Origin of the sequence: Halomonas sp. OfavH-34-E (genome assembly GCF_024124525.1) — a bacterium.
GTDB classification, from domain to species: domain Bacteria; phylum Pseudomonadota; class Gammaproteobacteria; order Pseudomonadales; family Halomonadaceae; genus Halomonas; species Halomonas litopenaei.
In genome coordinates this window covers 24,619-40,910 of record NZ_JAMXRY010000046.1, presented here as the reverse complement: position 1 = coordinate 40,910, position 16,292 = coordinate 24,619, and the positions used below count along the sequence as shown (strand labels likewise).

Genomic DNA, 16,292 nt, shown 5'->3' with positions numbered 1-16,292 from the left:
GTGGCCACCGCTGGACGGCGCTCGCCCGGCGTCACCACCCTGCACCCCAGCGCCCGGGGGCGCTCCCCCGTCAACCGCCGCAGCGGCGGTGAGGAGACCTCATCATGAACAGCCCCTCCCCTTCCCAGGACGACCTGCCGCTGCAGGACACTCGCTATCGGCGCATGGGCCTGATCATCCTGCTGGTCGCCTTCGGCGGCTTCGGCAGCTGGTCGGTGATGGCCAGCCTGGCGGTCTCGGTGGTGGCTCCAGGCTCGGTGTCGGTAGAGAGCTTCACCAAGACGGTGCAGCATCTCGAGGGTGGCATCGTCGAGCAGATCCACGTCGAGGATGGCAGCCAGGTCGAGGCCGGCGCACCGCTGATCACCCTGGATGACACCCAGGCGATGGCCCAGAGTCGTATCGTCGAGACCGAGTACCTGATCGCCCGCGCCAGCGAAGTACGCCTGCTGGCCGAACAGTCCGGCGCCGAAACGCTGGTCTTCCCCCAAGCCCTGATCGATTCGGACAACGCCCGGGTACAGGCGGTGCTGGAGGTTCAGCGGCGGCTGTTCGAGGTACGCCGCGACTCGCTGGAGGGCACCCTGGCGGCGCTCGACCAGCAGATCCTCCAGCTCGAGGAGCAGATCACCGGCCTCGAGGAGACCCAGGTCATCACCCAGCGACGAATCGACTCCCTCAACGGCGATGTCGCCAACCACCGCAAGCTGTTTCGTGATGGCTTGATCAGCAGCCAGCGCATGCGCGAGATGGAGCGCGAGAGCCTGGAGTACCAGAGCGACAACGCTCGTCACGTCTCCGAGGTGGCCAGGCTCAGGGCCCAGATCAGCGAGAACACCCTGAACAAGCAGATTCGCCTGCAGGAGTTCCAGCAGCAGGTCGGCGAGGCGCTGCGCCAGGTGCAGGCCGAGGTGGCGGACGCTGAAGAACGCCTGGTGGCGCTGAACGATACCTTGAAGCGCACCCAGATCACCGCCCCGGTAGCGGGCACCGTGGTCGGGCTCAAGGTGCATACCCTGGGCGCGGTGGTGCGCGGCGGCGACCCGCTGATGGACCTGGTGCCCATGGGCGACGGCTTTATCGTCGAGGCCAAGGTGGCCAACCACGACGTCGACCATCTGTACCTTGGCCAACCGGCGGAAATCCGCTTCAGCGCCTTCAACCAGCGGCTGTCCAACGTCATCGACGGTGAGGTCGTCCACGTCAGCGCCAACAGTTTCGAGGACGAGGCGACGCGCCAGCGCTACTACAAGGTACGCATCCAGGTCACCGAACTCGGCGAGAAGGACATGACCGAGAATATGCGGCTGATGGCCGGCATGCCGGCAGAGGTGATGATCCGCACCAGCGAAAGAAGCTTCGCCAGCTATGTGGCGAAACCGATCGTGGACATGCTGGCCCGAGCGATGCGGGAAGAGTAACTAGTGAGACCGCCTTTTCACGCGACACCCTTGCGCGCGTGAAAGGCGGAACACCGAGGATCACCGGCCCTCCGCGACACCCTTGCGCGCGTGAAAGGCGGAACACCAAGGATCACCGACCTCGCATCAGGCGTTGAAGCGAATCGTCCCGATCCGCGACACCTCGTAGCCGCCAAGGCTTTCCGCCTGGTCCCGTAAACGCTCACCCCGGGCGAAGGCGAACAGCCGCTGCAGGGCATCGCTGAAATAGCTGCGTCGCCGCAACAGCAGGTCGAAGGACTCCTGGTGCAGGGGCAGGAAATAAAGCCCCTGGCGCCTTGCTGCGGCCTCCACTCCAAGCCCTACATCCGCCCTGCCCTGGGCAACGGCAAGCGCCAGGTCGTCCTCGCTTGTCGCCGGATGCTCCAGCATATCCAGCCGCTCAATCTCGATACCCTGCCGCTCCAGCAGCCAACCCAGCAAGCGGTGGGCGCCGGCACCCTCGGGTCGCCGACCGACACGTAGCCCCGGCCTTGCCAGGTCACCCAGGCCTTCGAGGCCAAGCGGGTTGCCCGGCGCCAGCATCAGCCCCTGGGTACGTCTGGCCCAGTGCACCACCACCAGGTCCCGCATGCCACCGAGGCCAAGCTCCGAGGGCACATTGTAGCGCCCCGCCCCGTCCAGCAGATGAGCACCCACCACCATGGCCTTGCCCGCCATCAGCCGCTGGATACCGTCGCCGCTACCCAGGCAAAGGCTCGCCAGGCCACAGCCGCTCTCGCGCATCGCCCAGTCCAGCAGCGGATCCTGACTGCCGGCCATCACCTCGAGCGGCTCGGTCGCGGAAGACTGGTCCCCCTCCAGGTGGTTCATCAGCCACAGGTCGATGGCATGACGTGGAAAAAGCAGTTTGCCGGTGGCACGGGTGCAGGGAATCTGCCCCTGGCGGACCAGATCGTAGACCTTGCGTGGCTTCAACCGCAGATAGTCGGCCACCTCTGCGGTGGTGAGGTAGCGAGGCAGGACGGGTTCGACCATCGGGTTACCTCCAAAAGGTGTAGAGGGTCACTTTGCAGGAAGTGATCTATGGCTGCATATATTACGGCCATGGGGTGCGCGCCGCAGTAGATCATCACATCATGCCGGTAGACCGGAAAACGGCAAGCACCCGACGCCCCAAATCGACCGAGACACGATGACCGACTCTGCCTTCCTTACTGCCCTTGAACTCGTCATCGGTCTGGACGCCGACCTGCTCGACATCGTCGGGCTATCGCTGAAGATCTCGCTGACCGCTGTCGCCATCGCTGCCCTGCTGGCCTTTCCATTGGGGGCGGCGCTGGCGCTGTTTCGCTTTCCAGGCCGTGCCCCTCTTATCGTCACCCTCAATGCCCTGATGGGCCTGCCGCCGGTGGTGGCGGGGCTCGCCGTCTATCTATTGCTGTCCCGGGCAGGGCCGCTGGGTTCACTAGGGCTGCTGTTTACCCCCACCGCCATGGTCGTGGCCCAGGTCATCCTGGTGCTGCCGATCCTGGCGGCCCTGACCCGTCAGAAGGTCGAGGAGCTCCACGGCGAGTACGCCGAACAGCTCGCCTCCATCGGAGTTTCTCGGCGGCGCCGTATTCCGACCTTGCTGTGGGACGCCAGGCTGTCGCTGATCACTGTGGTGCTGGCCGGCTTTGGCCGCGCCAGCGCCGAGGTCGGGGCGGTGATGATCGTCGGCGGCAACATCGACGGCGTCACCCGGGTCATGACGACGGCCATCGTGCTGGAGACCAGCAAGGGCAACCTGCCCCTGGCGCTGGGCCTGGGTATCGTGTTGCTGACACTGGTGGGGGTCATCAATGCATTGGCGCATCTGCTGGGCGAAGCGACGCGGAGGCAGCTCGGATGACCCATCTGACCCTTTCGGTACCGGCCACGACGCCACGTCTGAACTTCGATCGCGTCAGTTACGCATCCCGTGGGCAGACGCTGCTGGGGCCGCTGTCGCTGAACCTGGAGGGCCATCGCCGGACCCTGATCATGGGGCCCAACGGCGCCGGCAAGAGCCTGCTGATGCGCCTGGCCCATGGTCTGCTGCAACCGACGTCGGGGCGCCTGGTGTGGGAAGGCGCGGCGCCACGCCAGGCCATGGTGTTCCAGCGCCCGGTGCTGCTCAGACGCTCAGCCCTGGCCAACCTCGAGTATGCCCTGGCGGTGCAGCGGGTGCCGCGGCGTCAGCGCCGCGAACGGGCCAGGGAGGCGCTGACACGATTTGGTCTGGAGGCGCTTGCCCGGCGACCGGCCAGGGTACTGTCCGGCGGCGAACAGCAGCGCCTGGCGCTGGCCCGGGCCTGGCTGCTGTCGCCCGAGGTGCTGTTTCTCGATGAGCCCACCTCGGCCCTGGATCCCGCCGCCATTCGCGCCGTGGAGGCCGCCATTGGCGACTTTCACCGCCAGGGCGTACGCATCGTGATGACCAGCCATGACCTTCATCAGGCGCGCCGACTGGCCGACGAGGTGATCTTGCTGCACCACGGCAGGCTGGTCGAACAGAGCCCTGCGGCGACCTTCTTCGACGCCCCGGTCACCGCCGAGGGCCACGCCTTTGTCCACGGCGAGCTGCTCGATTGAGCGGCCTGCCCCATCCAGAAGTCCGATCAACCCACGCAAGGAAGGCCCCCATGACAAGATATCCAGACTCCACTCCTGCCAGTGCCCTGCTTTCCGGCGCCCTGCTGATCGCCGGTCTGGCGGTGTGCGCCACCAGTGCCCAGGCCGAGGATGAGCCCCCTTTTATCACCCTGGCCTCGACCACCTCGACCCAGAACTCGGGGCTGTTCGACGCCATCATCCCGAGCTTTACCGAGGACTCCGGCATCGACGTCCATGTGGTCGCCGTGGGCACCGGACAGGCCTTCGAGATCGCCAGGCGCGGGGACGCCGACAGCCTGCTGGTGCACGACACCGCCGGTGAAGAGGCCTTCGTGGCGGACGGCTACGCCACCGAGCGCGCCGACGTCATGTACAACGACTTCGTGCTGATCGGCCCGGCCGAGGATCCCGCAGGCATCCGTGACGCCGACAGCGCAGCCGAGGCGCTCAACCTGATCGCCGACAACGCGTCGCCCTTCGCCTCCCGTGGCGACGACAGCGGCACCAACCGGGCGGAGCTGCGGCTGTGGGAGTCGGCGGGGGTCGAACCCGGCGGCGACTGGTACCGCGAGCTGGGCAGCGGCATGGGGGCCACCCTCAACACCGCGGCGGGCATGGGTGCCTACGTGATGTCGGATCGTGCCACCTGGGTGGCCTTCGATAACCGTCAGGATCTCGAGCTGCTGTTCGAAGGTGACGAGGTGCTGTTCAACCAGTACGGCAGCCTCAAGCTGTCGCCCGAGCGCCATCCGGAGCTCAAGCACGACCTGGCCGACCAGTGGCACGACTGGCTGCTGTCCGAGGCGGGCCAGCAGGCCATCGGCGACTTCGAGGTCAAGGGGCAGCAGCTGTTCTTTCCCAACGCCGACGGCGAGTAATCGCTGGCTTGCGCTGAAGCCGGCGGCCGCGCCCGAGGCAGCAACGTCAACTGACCGGGGTCGTAGCAGGGTCATATATCTCGGTCTAGGCTGATACATGGATTGACGCGAGACGGGCGAAGGCACGCGATCGGCGTGCTTCGTTCGTCCCCATGACCGACAAGGACCCTCAATGCGCGCTCGCATCCTCTCTCTGTGCCACTGCCCGATCCCCCGCCAGGACCACCAGCACGGTGACAAGGTCGATGCCAAGATCATCAACCTGACGCCGGTGCTGGGCATGCGCGACCTCGGCTGTCGCCGAGTCACCCTGGCACCTGGCTGCCACGCCTGGCCTTTCCACTTCCATCACAACAATGACGAGATGTTCATCGTGCTCAAGGGCAAGGGCAGCGTGCGTCTGGGAGAGAAACGCTACCCCATCGTCGAGGGGGAGCTGATCGCGGCCCCCGCCGGCGACGCCGACTGCGCCCACCAGATCATCAACGACTCCGACGAACCCCTGACCTACCTGTGTATCAGCAGCATGAACGCACCGGACGTGATGGAGTATCCCGACTCAGGCAAGTTTGGTGTACTGGCCGGCAGCGCTCCGGGCGGCGACAAGGCCGAGCGCAGCTTCGAACACTACGGCATGCGCCAGGACGCGGTGGACTACTGGCAGGACGAAGATTGATGGGACGGGCGCGCCTGGAGGCAGACGGCTCACCCTTGCCGTATCGCTCCATGCCTCGTGCCAGGCGCGCTTTCTCAGGCGTTGCCGATCTCGTCCCTGAATCTGGCCTGGCATTGAACCACTGCCATTATCCTGATCTCGATCTGAACCGCACGGCCACCCTGTTCACCCCATCGCCCTGACCCGAAGGCGTCGTCTGGCGCTTCTGGTGGCTACCCACTGCCGGGCGCCTGCCGCTCGACTACCCGTACCTATCTACCAACTTTGGTCGCAAGCATCACAAGCTGCACTTTACGTTAACGTAAACCTTGCCTAGTCTTCTTGTCATCCCGTGAACGCTCACCGCCTGCGGTGCCGTTTCACCTCGTCACCAACACCATCAATAAAGATGGTCCGGCCCCCTCCTGGCGCCGTATCGACCATCAAGGATGCCCCGGAGCCCATCATGTTCAGCCCCTATACGCCCCTCGATTTCGGCCTCGACGAAACCCTGGTCATGCTGCGCGACCAGGTCAACGCCTTCGCCCGCGACGAGATCGCCCCCCGCGCCGGCGAGATCGACGAGAAAAATGAATTCCCCGCCGACCTGTGGCAGAAGTTCGGCGACATGGGCCTGCTCGGCATTACCGTGTCCGACGAGGACGGCGGCACAGGCATGGGCTATCTGGCCCACTGCATCGCCATGGAAGAGATCTCCCGGGCCAGCGCCTCGGTGGGCCTGTCCTACGGCGCCCACTCCAACCTGTGCGTCAACCAGCTCAAGATCAACGCCTCCGCCGAACAGAAGGCCAAGTACCTGCCCAAGCTGATCTCCGGCGAGCACGTAGGGGCGCTGGCCATGTCGGAGCCGGGCGCCGGTTCCGACGTGGTGTCGATGAAGCTGCGCGCCCGCAAGGACGGCGACCGCTACATCCTCAACGGCAACAAGATGTGGATCACCAACGGCCCCGACGCCGACGTGCTGGTGGTCTACGCCAAGACCGATCCCGACGCCGGCTCCAAGGGCATGACGGCCTTTATCATCGAGAAGGGCTTTGCCGGCTTCTCCACCGCCCAGAAGCTCGACAAGCTCGGCATGCGCGGCTCCAACACCTGCGAACTGGTGTTCGAGGACTGCGAAGTCCCCGCCGAGAACGTGCTGGGCGAGGTCGGCAAGGGCGTGCGCGTGCTGATGAGTGGGCTGGACTACGAGCGCACCGTGCTGGCTGCTGGCCCCATCGGCATCATGCAGGCGGCGATGGACGTGGTGGTGCCTTACATCCACGAGCGCAAGCAGTTCAACCAGTCCATCGGCGAGTTCCAGCTGGTCCAGGGCAAGGTTGCCGACATGTACACCACCCTGAACGCCTGCCGCGCCTACCTCTACACCGTCGCCGCCGCCTGCGACCGCGGCCAGACCTCGCGCAAGGACGCCGCCGGGGTGATCCTCTACTGCGCCGAGAAGGCCACCCAGGTGGCGCTGGACGCCATCCAGCTGCTCGGCGGCAACGGCTACATCAACGAGTACCCGACCGGGCGCCTGCTGCGTGACGCCAAGCTCTACGAGATCGGTGCCGGCACCAGCGAGATCCGGCGCATGCTGATCGGGCGTGAGCTGTTCAACGAATCCAAGTAAGGGGAGCCGGTCATGGCGATTCTGGACACCAAGATCAACCCGCGCTCCGAGGACTTCCAGGCCCGGGACGCGGCCATGCGCGCCGAGGTCGGCAAACTGGCCGAACTGACCGCTGCCATCCGCCGTGGCGGTGGCGACAAGGCCCGTAGCCGGCACGAATCCCGCGGCAAGCTGTTCGTGCGCGACCGCATCGACCACCTGCTCGACGAGGGCTCGCCCTTCCTCGAATTGTCGGCGCTGGCCGCCCATGAGGTGTATGACACCGAAGTGCCGGCGGCCGGCATCGTCACCGGCATCGGCCGCGTTTCGGGCGTCGAGTGCGTGATCGTCGCCAACGACGCCACCGTCAAGGGCGGCACCTATTTTCCGCTGACGGTGAAAAAGCACCTGCGCGCCCAGGAAGTCGCGCGCAAGCATCGCCTGCCCTGCGTCTACCTGGTCGACTCCGGCGGTGCCTTTCTGCCGCGCCAGGACGAGGTATTCCCCGACCGCGACCACTTCGGCCGGATCTTCTACAACCAGGCCACCCTGTCGGCGGAGGGAATTCCACAGATCGCCGTGGTGATGGGCTCGTGCACCGCCGGTGGCGCCTATGTGCCGGCCATGGCCGATGAATCGATCATCGTGCGCGAGCAGGGCACGATCTTTCTCGGCGGCCCGCCGCTGGTCAAGGCCGCGACCGGCGAGACCATCAGCGCCGAGGACCTGGGCGGCGCCGACGTCCATACCCGGATCAGCGGGGTCGCCGACCACTACGCCGACAACGACGCCCACGCCCTGCAGATCGCCAGGCGCTGCGTGTCCCGCCTGAACTGGCAGAAGCGCGGCGAGCTGGCGATGGCCGCTCCGCGCCCGCCCAGCCTCGACCCCGAGGAGCTCTACGGTATCGTCGGTACCGACCTCAAGAAGCCCTTCGAGGTGCGCGAGGTCATCGCGCGGATCGTCGACGGCTCCGACTTCGACGAGTTCAAGCGCTACTACGGCGATACCCTGGTCACCGGCTTCGCCCATATCCACGGTCATCCGGTGGGCATCGTCGCCAACAACGGGGTGCTGTTCTCGGAGAGCGCGGTCAAGGGCGCCCACTTCATCGAACTGTGTGCCCAGCGCAAGATTCCGCTGGTGTTCCTGCAGAACATCACCGGCTTCATGGTCGGCTCGAAGTACGAGCACGAGGGCATCGCCAAGCACGGCGCCAAGCTGGTGACCGCGGTGTCCTGCGCCAAGGTACCCAAGTTCACGGTGCTGATCGGCGGCAGCTTCGGTGCCGGCAACTACGGCATGTGCGGCCGCGCCTTCGAGCCCAACCTTTTGTTCATGTGGCCCAACGCCCGCATCTCGGTGATGGGCGGCGAGCAGGCCGCCGGCGTGCTGTCCCAGGTCAAGCGCGAGCAGATCGAACGCGCCGGCGAGTCCTGGTCCGCCGAGGACGAGGAGGCCTTCAAGAAGCCGACCCGCGAACAGTACGAACACCAGGGCCATCCCTACTACGCCAGCGCCCGACTGTGGGACGACGGCGTGATCGACCCGGCCCAGACCCGCGATGTACTGGGCCTGTCGCTGGCCGCCGCGATGAATGCCGAGATCGAACAGACGCGCTTCGGCGTCTTCCGCATGTAATGCCCTCAAGGATGGATCCCATGTCAGACATGTCCCAACTACGGATCGACGACCGGGGGGTTGCCTGGTTGACACTGACCCGCCCCGAGGTGCACAACGCCTTCGACGACGCCCTGATCGGCGAGCTCAACGCCCACCTGGATCAGGTACGCCAGGCCGCCGACAGCGGCAAGGTACGAGTGCTGGTGCTGGGTTCAGAGGGCAAGAGCTTCTCCGCCGGCGCCGACCTCAACTGGATGAAGCGCATGGTCGACTACAGCGTCGACGACAACCTGGCCGACTCGCGTGAGCTGTCTCGCCTGATGCACGGCCTCGACAGCCTGCCCTGCGTGACGGTGTGCCGGGTCCAGGGTGCGGCCTTCGGTGGCGCGGTAGGCCTGGCCGCCTGCTGCGACATCGTGATCGCCTCCGACAGAGCCAAGTTCTGCCTGTCCGAGGTACGCATCGGCCTGTCGCCGGCGGTCATCAGCCCCTACGTGCAGCGCGCCATCGGCAGCCGTCAGATGCGCCGCTACGCGCTCAGCGCCGAAGTCATGGACGCCGACACCGCCCAGCGACTGGACCTGGTCCACCGGGTAGTCGCCGCAGAGGAACTCGACGCCGCCATCGACGCGATGCTCCACACCCTGCTGGCCACCTCGCCCCAGGCCAGCCGGGCCACCAAGGGCCTGCTGGCGGAAGTCGCCAGAGACACCGACAGTGACGCCACCCGCGAGCGCACTTGTCAGGTCATCAGTGAACTGCGCACCAGCGCCGAAGGCCAGGAGGGACTGGCGAGTTTCCTCGAGAAGCGCCGTCCGGCCTGGGCCGACAGCGCCTCTTCCACCAGCCCCCCTTCATCCACCAACAAAAAAGGGAGCGCCTCATGAGCTCGAATCCGTCAGACCGCCAGCCGCGCTTCGACACTCTGCTGGTGGCCAATCGTGGCGAGATCGCCTGTCGTGTCATGGCCACCGCCCGGGCCATGGGCCTGAAGACGGTGGCGGTGTACTCCGACGCCGATGAAGGCGCGCGCCACGTGCGCGAAGCCGACGAGGCGATCCGCATCGGTCCGGCGCCGGCCCGGGAAAGCTATCTCGATGTCGACAAGGTCATCGCGGCGGCCCGCCGCAGCGGCGCCGGCGCCATCCATCCCGGCTACGGTTTCCTGTCGGAAAACGAGGCCTTCGTCAGCGCCTGCGAAGACGCCGGTATCGTCTTCGTCGGCCCGCCCGCCTCCAGCATCAAGGCCATGGGCGACAAGTCCGCCGCCAAGGCCCGCATGATGGACGCCGGGGTGCCGCTGGTGCCGGGCTACCACGGCGATGATCAGGACGACGACCTGCTCAAGCGCGAGGCCGACGCCATCGGCTATCCGGTGCTGCTCAAGGCCAGCGCCGGTGGCGGCGGCAAGGGCATGCGCGTGGTCGAGAACGCCGACGAGTTCCAGGCGGCCCTGGACGGCTGCCGACGGGAGTCCCGCGCGGCCTTCAACGACGACCGCATGTTGATCGAGAAGTACCTGACCCAGCCTCGCCACGTCGAGGTCCAGGTGTTCTGCGACAGCCACGGCGGCGGCGTCTACCTGTTCGAGCGCGACTGCAGCGTGCAGCGTCGTCACCAGAAGGTGCTAGAGGAAGCCCCTGCACCGGGCATGACCCTGCAACTGCGCCAGGCCATGGGCGAGGCGGCGGTGCGCGCGGCCCAGGAGATCGGTTACGTCGGCGCCGGCACGGTGGAGTTTCTGCTCGACGCCTCACCGGGGCAGGACGGCTCCTTCTATTTCATGGAGATGAACACCCGCCTGCAGGTGGAGCACCCTGTCACCGAGATGATCACCGGGCAGGACCTGGTCGAGTGGCAGCTGCGCGTGGCCATGGGCGAGCGCCTGCCGCTGAGCCAGGATGAGCTGACCATCAATGGCCACAGCTTCGAGGCGCGGCTTTACGCCGAGGACGCCGACCAGGACTTCCTGCCCGCCACCGGCCTGCTCAGCCACTTTTCGCTGGACCTCGAGGGCGCCTCGCTGGACCCGGCCAGGGTGCGCCTGGACAGCGGGGTCGAAAGCGGTGACATGGTGTCGATGCACTACGACCCCATGCTGGCCAAGCTGATCACCCACGGCCCCGACCGCGCCTCGGCGCTGGCGACCCTGAACCGCGCCCTGGCGGCGCTGGACGTGCGTGGTGTGGTCACCAACCGCGGCTTCCTGCAGCGCCTGGCCACCCACCCGGACTTCCAGGCGGCCAACCTCGATACCCGCTTTATCGAGCGCCACGAGGACAGCCTGTTCGCCTCCCGCGGCCTCGACCAGGACAGCCTGGCCAGCGCCGCCCTGGTGGCGCTGCATCAACTGTCTCGGGAGTGCGAGAGCGACTCGCCCTGGGACCGCCACGACGGCTTTCGCCTGAACGGCCCACGCCAGATCCGTATCGCCCTGTGCGACCCGCGCGAGGCGCTGGACGCCGAGCCGGCGAGCCTGGCGCTGGTCGAGGGACGTCATGGGGCCAGTGACGACGCCTGGCAGCTCAGCATCAGCGGGGCCAATCGCGACGAGGTCCAGCAGGTATCGGCGAGCCTCACCGATCTGCCCGGCGACGCCGTGGCGATCACCCTGGACGGCCACCGCCGCCGCCTGCAGGCGCGCCTGGTGGGCGAAGGCAAGGAGCGCAACGAGATCGTGTTGTCGAGCCCCGAGGGCGAGGTCCGCCTTTACTGGCGGCGTATCGACGCCATCGACCACGGCCAGCACGAGGTCGAGTCGACCCTGACCGCGCCCATGCACGGTACCGTGGTGGCGCTGCTGGTTGCGCCCGGTGCTGCCGTTGCCAAGGGTGACGCCCTGATGGTGATGGAAGCGATGAAGATGGAGCACACCCTCACCGCCCCGGCCGACGGCGCCGTGGCCAGCTTCCACTTCGCCGCCGGCGACACCGTCGGCCAGGGCGACGTGCTACTGGAGTTCGACGCCGGCGCGTCACCAACAGAGGCGCAGTCAGAGACACAGCCCGAAACCGAGCAAAAGGAGTCCCGCTGATGGCCCTTCCCGCCAGCGTTCGCATCGTCGAAGTCGGGCCTCGCGACGGCCTGCAGAACGAGCCGGACCCGATCACCACGGCGACCAAGCTCGAACTGGTCGAACGCCTGGCCAAGGCCGGCCACCGCCATATCGAGGCGGCCAGCTTCGTGTCGCCCAAGTGGGTGCCGCAGATGGCCGACCACCGCGAGGTGATGACCGCCCTGATGCGAGAGGGCAAAGGCCAGCCAGGGGTGCGCTATTCGGCGCTGACTCCCAACCTCAAGGGACTGGAGGCGGCCATCGAGTGCGGCGTCGATGAGGTGGCGGTGTTCGGCGCGGCCTCGGAGTCGTTCTCGCAAAAGAACATCAACTGCTCCATCGCCGAGTCGCTCGAGCGCTTCGCCCCGGTGGTGGAACGCGCCCGCGATCAGGGAATCCAGGTGCGCGCCTATGTGTCCTGCGTGCTCGGCTGCCCCTACGAAGGCGACATCGCTCCCGAGCAGGTAGCGGCGGTCGCCCGGGCGCTGGACGAGATGGGCTGCTACGAGGTGTCGCTGGGCGACACCATCGGCACCGGTACCCCGCTCAAGGCCCGGCGCATGCTCGAGGCGGTGGCCCGTGACGTTCCGGTCGAGCGTCTGGCCGCCCACTTCCACGACACCTATGGCCAGGCGCTGGCCAATCTGGCCGCGGTACTCGAGGACGGCATCCAGGTGATCGACAGCTCGGTGGCGGGCCTCGGGGGCTGCCCCTACGCCAAGGGCGCCAGCGGCAATGTCGCCACCGAGGACGTGGTCTACCTGCTTGAAGGCCTGGGCATCGAAACCACGGTGGACCTCGAGCGCATCGCCGCCGTGGGCGACTGGATCACCCGCGCCATCGGGCGTCCCAATCGTTCCAAGGCCGGTGTGGCGGTGGTTGCCAAGGGCTGACCAATGCCGAGGGGGAAGGAGGAAAGCGAGAAACAGGGCCTGAGCGATTCTTCCCTCCCTTTTGCTCTCCCTTCCGCTTCCTTTCCATCCCGCGCCATACATCGCATCGTGCTATTCTCAGTGTCAGTCCATGAGGGGAACAGGACATGAGCGCACAGGGCCAACGCATTCTCGAGCAGATTCAGCAGCAGCTGCAGCAATCTACCGAGGCGGCAGAGACGGCAGGCTGGGATGACGTGGATATCACTGCCTCGGGTACCGTGGTAGTGCGCAGGTACGCCAGCAAGGACGCCGCCGAGCTCGAGCGCCAACGCATCGACCAGAGCTTCCCCCTGGCTTCCCACGACAGCCAGTAGCAGCGTAGCCGCCCACCATGATCGGGCTGCTCATCTTTCCCGTGCTGGTGTGTGGCTATATCTACCTCACCGAAAGCCCTGCCGAGCGCATCCGTATCAGCCTCTACCATGGCTGGTCGCTCTACATTCGTGCGGCACAGTTCGGCATTCTTATTGTCGCGGTGGTCGCCTTGCTGTTCGGCTATCTGCTGCCGTGGCTCGGTGTGCTGATCGGCAGGCTGACAGGCATCACCCTCCTTCCTCACACTCACCTGTTCATGCTGCTCGCCCAGCTGATGGCAAGCGGACTCTACTCTGCAACGCCTCCTCCTCCTGCCACCATGGCATCGCTTCAGATTGCGTCCCTGTCACTGTGCTCAATCGCCTTTACCTGGTCCATTGCCTGGTCATGCCAGCGATTCACCTGGCTGGGAGCAACGCGGCTACAACAGGCGCGCCGCCACCATGTGGTGAAGCTGCTGCGAGACCAGGCACCTATCGAGCACCACCTTGTCACCATCATGACCCAGGCCAAGATCGACCTGGCCCACAACGCGGCCATTCTCGAGGCCCGAACCGGACTGTCCGACAACCTGCGCAAAGGCACGATCGATCGACACGACCGGATGAGCCGGTCGTCCTTGCTGGAGACGCTGAAACAGCTTAAATATCGCAAGATCACCTATGCTCTGGTGACCCTGGAAAATGACAAGGTCTACATCGGCCTACCGACCATCGTGCCGGAACCGGACGAGGAAAGCGTGGTATCCAATGCGATTCGTCTGATACCGCTGCGCTCGGGCTACCGTCATGAACAGAACAAGCAGGTGAACCTTACCACCCAGTATGACTTCGACCTGGCCGCGCCAAGAGCGGAGTTCGAAGTCTCGCTTCAGCGCGACAAGATCATCAGCGTTTCCGGCTTCACGTTCAATCTTCGTCACCCGTCCTCGGCGTCCGTGCGGCCGGCGCCGACCGGCCCGCGGGCTGACGCGAACACTTCCCCGCCCTCGGTAGTGCGAAGGCTCCTTCAATGTCTGCGTGGCGCGGGCCCCTGAGTCTCCGGGTAACTGTGCCGATCGGGTCGCAAGCGTTTACAGGGTTGGTTGTGAATGCAGCGGGCGCCGCCTAGCGTTAGATGGCATCGCTTGCCGACTTTGCGCGCCTGACTTGTCGTGCCTGACGTTTCGCGCTCGACGTTGCGTAGCCAGCCTGGTTGGCAAAGTATTGGCTGCACTGACTGCACCGATTGGACCACAGGGAAGCCCTCATGACCCCCGTTCTCGTCTTCTGCCTGATCGCGGCGCTCGGTATCGGCGCCCAGTGGCTGGCCTGGCGCTGGAAGGTGCCGGCCATCGTTCTGCTGCTGCTGAGCGGCGTACTCATCGGCCCGGTAACCGGTGTGCTCGACCCACGCTCGGTATTCGGCGAGTTGCTCGAACCGCTGATCGCGGTCGCCGTGGCGATGATCCTGTTCGAGGGTGGCCTGACGCTGAACCTGACACGGCTGAAGGGCGCGGAGCTTGCGGTGAAGCGCCTGGTGTTCTTCGGCGGCCCGCTGGTCTGGCTGCTGGCGACCCTGTCGGGTCACTACATCGGTGGACTGACCTGGGCATCGGCCTCGGTGCTTGGCGGCATCCTGATCGTCACCGGCCCCACCGTCATCATTCCCCTGCTGCGCCAGGCCAGCCTCAAGCGGCGTCCGGGGGAAATCCTGCGCTGGGAGGCGATCCTCAATGACCCGGTGGGCGCCCTGGCGGCGGTGCTGGCCTTCGAACTCGCCATCGTTCTCAACTCCTCTCACTCGCTGTCGATGACCCTCGGCCATATGGCGCTGGGCATCGCGGTGGCGAGCGCGGTGGGACTGGCCACCGCCTGGGGCCTGATCCGCGCGATCAAGGGCGGCCATATCCCCGAGTTTCTCAAGGTGCCGGTGATCATCTTCTTCGTCATGGCCACCTACGCCCTGCCCAATGCGCTGCTGCATGAAAGCGGCCTGCTGGCGGTCACCGTGATGGGCGTGGTGATCGGCAATTCGTCGCTGTCGTCGCTGGACGAGATCCGCCGCTTCAAGGAGAACATCACCGTACTGCTGGTCTCCGGGGTATTCATCCTCCTGGCCGCTCAGGTGGACCTGGGCACCCTGGCCACCCTGACGACCCGCGAGATCCTGTTCGTCGCGGTGGTACTGCTGCTGGTCCGCCCGCTGGCGGTCTTCATATCGTTGATCAAGGTCGACCTGCCCTTCGGCGAAAAGCTGATGGTCGGCTGGATCGGTCCACGCGGGGTGGTCGCGGTGGCCATCGCCGGTCTGTTCGGCGCGCGCCTGGTCGACATCGGCATCGAGGACGCCGCCCTGCTGTCGCCATTGGCCTTTGCCATCGTCGCGGTCACGGTGCTGCTTCACGGCTTCTCGCTGCAGCCCCTGGCCCGTCGCTTCAATCTTCAGTCCACCGATACCAAGGGGCTGTTGATCATCGGCGCCAACCCCTTCACGGTCGCCCTGGCCGAGGCCATCCAGTCCACCGGGCGCCCGGTGCTGATCGCCGATCGCAACTACAACCATCTGCGCCAGGTCAGAGGCCGCGACATTCCCACCTACTACGGCGAGGTACTCACCGAGGAGGCCGAACTGACGCTGGAGTTCAGCCGCTTCGACAGCATGGTGGCGCTGACCGACAACGACGACTACAACGCCCTGCTGTGCATGCACTATGCTCCCGAATTCGGCCACCATCAGGTGTACCGCTTCGCCCCGGGGGGCGGTGCCGGTGGCGATCATCTCGAGCAGACCCTGGGCGGGCGCTTCTTTGCCAAGGAACTCGACTTCGAACAGGCCACCAACTACATCCGCGAGGGCTGGTGCGTCCGTCTGACGCGCCTCAGCGAGAGCTATTCGTTCGAGGACTATCGACGCGACAACCCCGACGCCCGGGTGATATCGACCTACAGCGAGGATGGCGAAGTACGCGTCATGCACAAGGATGAAAGCTTCGATGCCGGTGACGGCGAGACTCTGCTAGCCCTGGTGCCCGACGACACCCATCGCGACAAGGCAGAGCGCCACGCCAGACGCCAGGAGCAACAACCGACGGATGTCAGCGTTGACGACGGGGCCCATGACGATAACGACGGCGACTCCCGCGGCAACACGACTCCCGGACGCGAACCGCCTGAGCAGGGCTGATCCGGCGAGGTATC

Annotated in this window: 14 protein-coding genes; 13 read left to right on the top strand and 1 reads right to left on the bottom strand. The window is 66.0% G+C overall.

All coding sequences use genetic code 11. The features are described from left to right. Nucleotides 1-104 precede the first annotated feature (104 nt). Nucleotides 105-1,421: an HlyD family type I secretion periplasmic adaptor subunit gene (locus tag NH448_RS17840; RefSeq protein ID WP_108132754.1), complete on the top strand. Its 1,317-nt coding sequence runs from the start codon at nucleotides 105-107 to the stop codon at nucleotides 1,419-1,421. Nucleotides 1,422-1,547: 126 nt separating this feature from the next. On the opposite strand, the gene NH448_RS17835 is transcribed toward NH448_RS17840, so the two are convergent. Continuing rightward, complete coding sequence (locus NH448_RS17835; RefSeq protein WP_253029139.1) at nucleotides 1,548-2,438, bottom strand: helix-turn-helix transcriptional regulator; 891 nt, start codon at nucleotides 2,436-2,438, stop codon at nucleotides 1,548-1,550. A gap of 157 nt (nucleotides 2,439-2,595) precedes the next feature. Here NH448_RS17835 and NH448_RS17830 point away from each other — a divergent pair, with 157 nt between their 5' ends. The 12 genes from NH448_RS17830 (at nucleotide 2,596) to NH448_RS17775 (ending at nucleotide 16,278) form a co-directional block, all read left to right on the top strand. Next, nucleotides 2,596-3,294, top strand: a complete 699-nt coding sequence (locus NH448_RS17830; protein ID WP_108132752.1) for an ABC transporter permease — start codon at nucleotides 2,596-2,598, stop codon at nucleotides 3,292-3,294. After that, nucleotides 3,291-4,016, top strand: a complete 726-nt coding sequence (locus NH448_RS17825; RefSeq protein ID WP_213229840.1) for an ATP-binding cassette domain-containing protein — start codon at nucleotides 3,291-3,293, stop codon at nucleotides 4,014-4,016. The genes NH448_RS17830 and NH448_RS17825 overlap by 4 nt, the downstream gene beginning before the upstream one ends. Before the next feature lie 50 nt (nucleotides 4,017-4,066). After that, entirely contained in the window at nucleotides 4,067-4,915 is an 849-nt protein-coding gene (locus NH448_RS17820) for a substrate-binding domain-containing protein (protein ID WP_108447745.1), read from the top strand. 172 nt (nucleotides 4,916-5,087) lie between these two features. Continuing rightward, a complete protein-coding gene (locus NH448_RS17815; protein WP_108447744.1) occupies nucleotides 5,088-5,591 on the top strand; it encodes a cupin domain-containing protein in 504 nt (167 codons plus the stop codon). 445 nt (nucleotides 5,592-6,036) lie between these two features. Continuing rightward, on the top strand, nucleotides 6,037-7,206 hold the full coding sequence (locus NH448_RS17810) for an isovaleryl-CoA dehydrogenase (RefSeq protein ID WP_045994997.1): 1,170 nt from the start codon (nucleotides 6,037-6,039) through the stop codon (nucleotides 7,204-7,206). A 12-nt stretch (nucleotides 7,207-7,218) separates the two neighbouring features. Next, nucleotides 7,219-8,826, top strand: a complete 1,608-nt coding sequence (locus NH448_RS17805) for a carboxyl transferase domain-containing protein (RefSeq protein ID WP_108132749.1) — start codon at nucleotides 7,219-7,221, stop codon at nucleotides 8,824-8,826. 20 nt (nucleotides 8,827-8,846) lie between these two features. Beyond that, the gene (locus NH448_RS17800) at nucleotides 8,847-9,695 is read left to right on the top strand and encodes an enoyl-CoA hydratase-related protein (protein ID WP_253029138.1); all 849 of its coding nucleotides are present in this window, start codon (nucleotides 8,847-8,849) and stop codon (nucleotides 9,693-9,695) included. Next, nucleotides 9,692-11,842: an acetyl/propionyl/methylcrotonyl-CoA carboxylase subunit alpha gene (locus NH448_RS17795; protein WP_253029137.1), complete on the top strand. Its 2,151-nt coding sequence runs from the start codon at nucleotides 9,692-9,694 to the stop codon at nucleotides 11,840-11,842. The genes NH448_RS17800 and NH448_RS17795 overlap by 4 nt, the downstream gene beginning before the upstream one ends. After that, on the top strand, nucleotides 11,842-12,756 hold the full coding sequence (locus NH448_RS17790) for a hydroxymethylglutaryl-CoA lyase (RefSeq protein ID WP_253029136.1): 915 nt from the start codon (nucleotides 11,842-11,844) through the stop codon (nucleotides 12,754-12,756). The genes NH448_RS17795 and NH448_RS17790 overlap by 1 nt, the downstream gene beginning before the upstream one ends. A gap of 146 nt (nucleotides 12,757-12,902) precedes the next feature. Beyond that, nucleotides 12,903-13,112, top strand: a complete 210-nt coding sequence (locus NH448_RS17785; protein ID WP_124804405.1) for a hypothetical protein — start codon at nucleotides 12,903-12,905, stop codon at nucleotides 13,110-13,112. A 17-nt stretch (nucleotides 13,113-13,129) separates the two neighbouring features. Beyond that, entirely contained in the window at nucleotides 13,130-14,149 is a 1,020-nt protein-coding gene (locus tag NH448_RS17780) for a hypothetical protein (protein WP_253029135.1), read from the top strand. A gap of 212 nt (nucleotides 14,150-14,361) precedes the next feature. Then, nucleotides 14,362-16,278 carry a cation:proton antiporter gene (locus NH448_RS17775; RefSeq protein ID WP_221621165.1) on the top strand — a complete coding sequence of 639 codons (1,917 nt, stop codon included), beginning with the start codon at nucleotides 14,362-14,364 and terminating at the stop codon, nucleotides 16,276-16,278. Nucleotides 16,279-16,292: the final 14 nt, after the last annotated feature.

Coding starts and splice junctions, on each gene's coding strand:
- NH448_RS17840 (WP_108132754.1), top strand. CDS start 105: ATGAACAGCCCCTCCCCTTCCCAGGACGACCTGCCGCTGCAGGACACT.
- NH448_RS17835 (WP_253029139.1), bottom strand. CDS start 2,438: ATGGTCGAACCCGTCCTGCCTCGCTACCTCACCACCGCAGAGGTGGCC.
- NH448_RS17830 (WP_108132752.1), top strand. CDS start 2,596: ATGACCGACTCTGCCTTCCTTACTGCCCTTGAACTCGTCATCGGTCTG.
- NH448_RS17825 (WP_213229840.1), top strand. CDS start 3,291: ATGACCCATCTGACCCTTTCGGTACCGGCCACGACGCCACGTCTGAAC.
- NH448_RS17820 (WP_108447745.1), top strand. CDS start 4,067: ATGACAAGATATCCAGACTCCACTCCTGCCAGTGCCCTGCTTTCCGGC.
- NH448_RS17815 (WP_108447744.1), top strand. CDS start 5,088: ATGCGCGCTCGCATCCTCTCTCTGTGCCACTGCCCGATCCCCCGCCAG.
- NH448_RS17810 (WP_045994997.1), top strand. CDS start 6,037: ATGTTCAGCCCCTATACGCCCCTCGATTTCGGCCTCGACGAAACCCTG.
- NH448_RS17805 (WP_108132749.1), top strand. CDS start 7,219: ATGGCGATTCTGGACACCAAGATCAACCCGCGCTCCGAGGACTTCCAG.
- NH448_RS17800 (WP_253029138.1), top strand. CDS start 8,847: ATGTCAGACATGTCCCAACTACGGATCGACGACCGGGGGGTTGCCTGG.
- NH448_RS17795 (WP_253029137.1), top strand. CDS start 9,692: ATGAGCTCGAATCCGTCAGACCGCCAGCCGCGCTTCGACACTCTGCTG.
- NH448_RS17790 (WP_253029136.1), top strand. CDS start 11,842: ATGGCCCTTCCCGCCAGCGTTCGCATCGTCGAAGTCGGGCCTCGCGAC.
- NH448_RS17785 (WP_124804405.1), top strand. CDS start 12,903: ATGAGCGCACAGGGCCAACGCATTCTCGAGCAGATTCAGCAGCAGCTG.
- NH448_RS17780 (WP_253029135.1), top strand. CDS start 13,130: ATGATCGGGCTGCTCATCTTTCCCGTGCTGGTGTGTGGCTATATCTAC.
- NH448_RS17775 (WP_221621165.1), top strand. CDS start 14,362: ATGACCCCCGTTCTCGTCTTCTGCCTGATCGCGGCGCTCGGTATCGGC.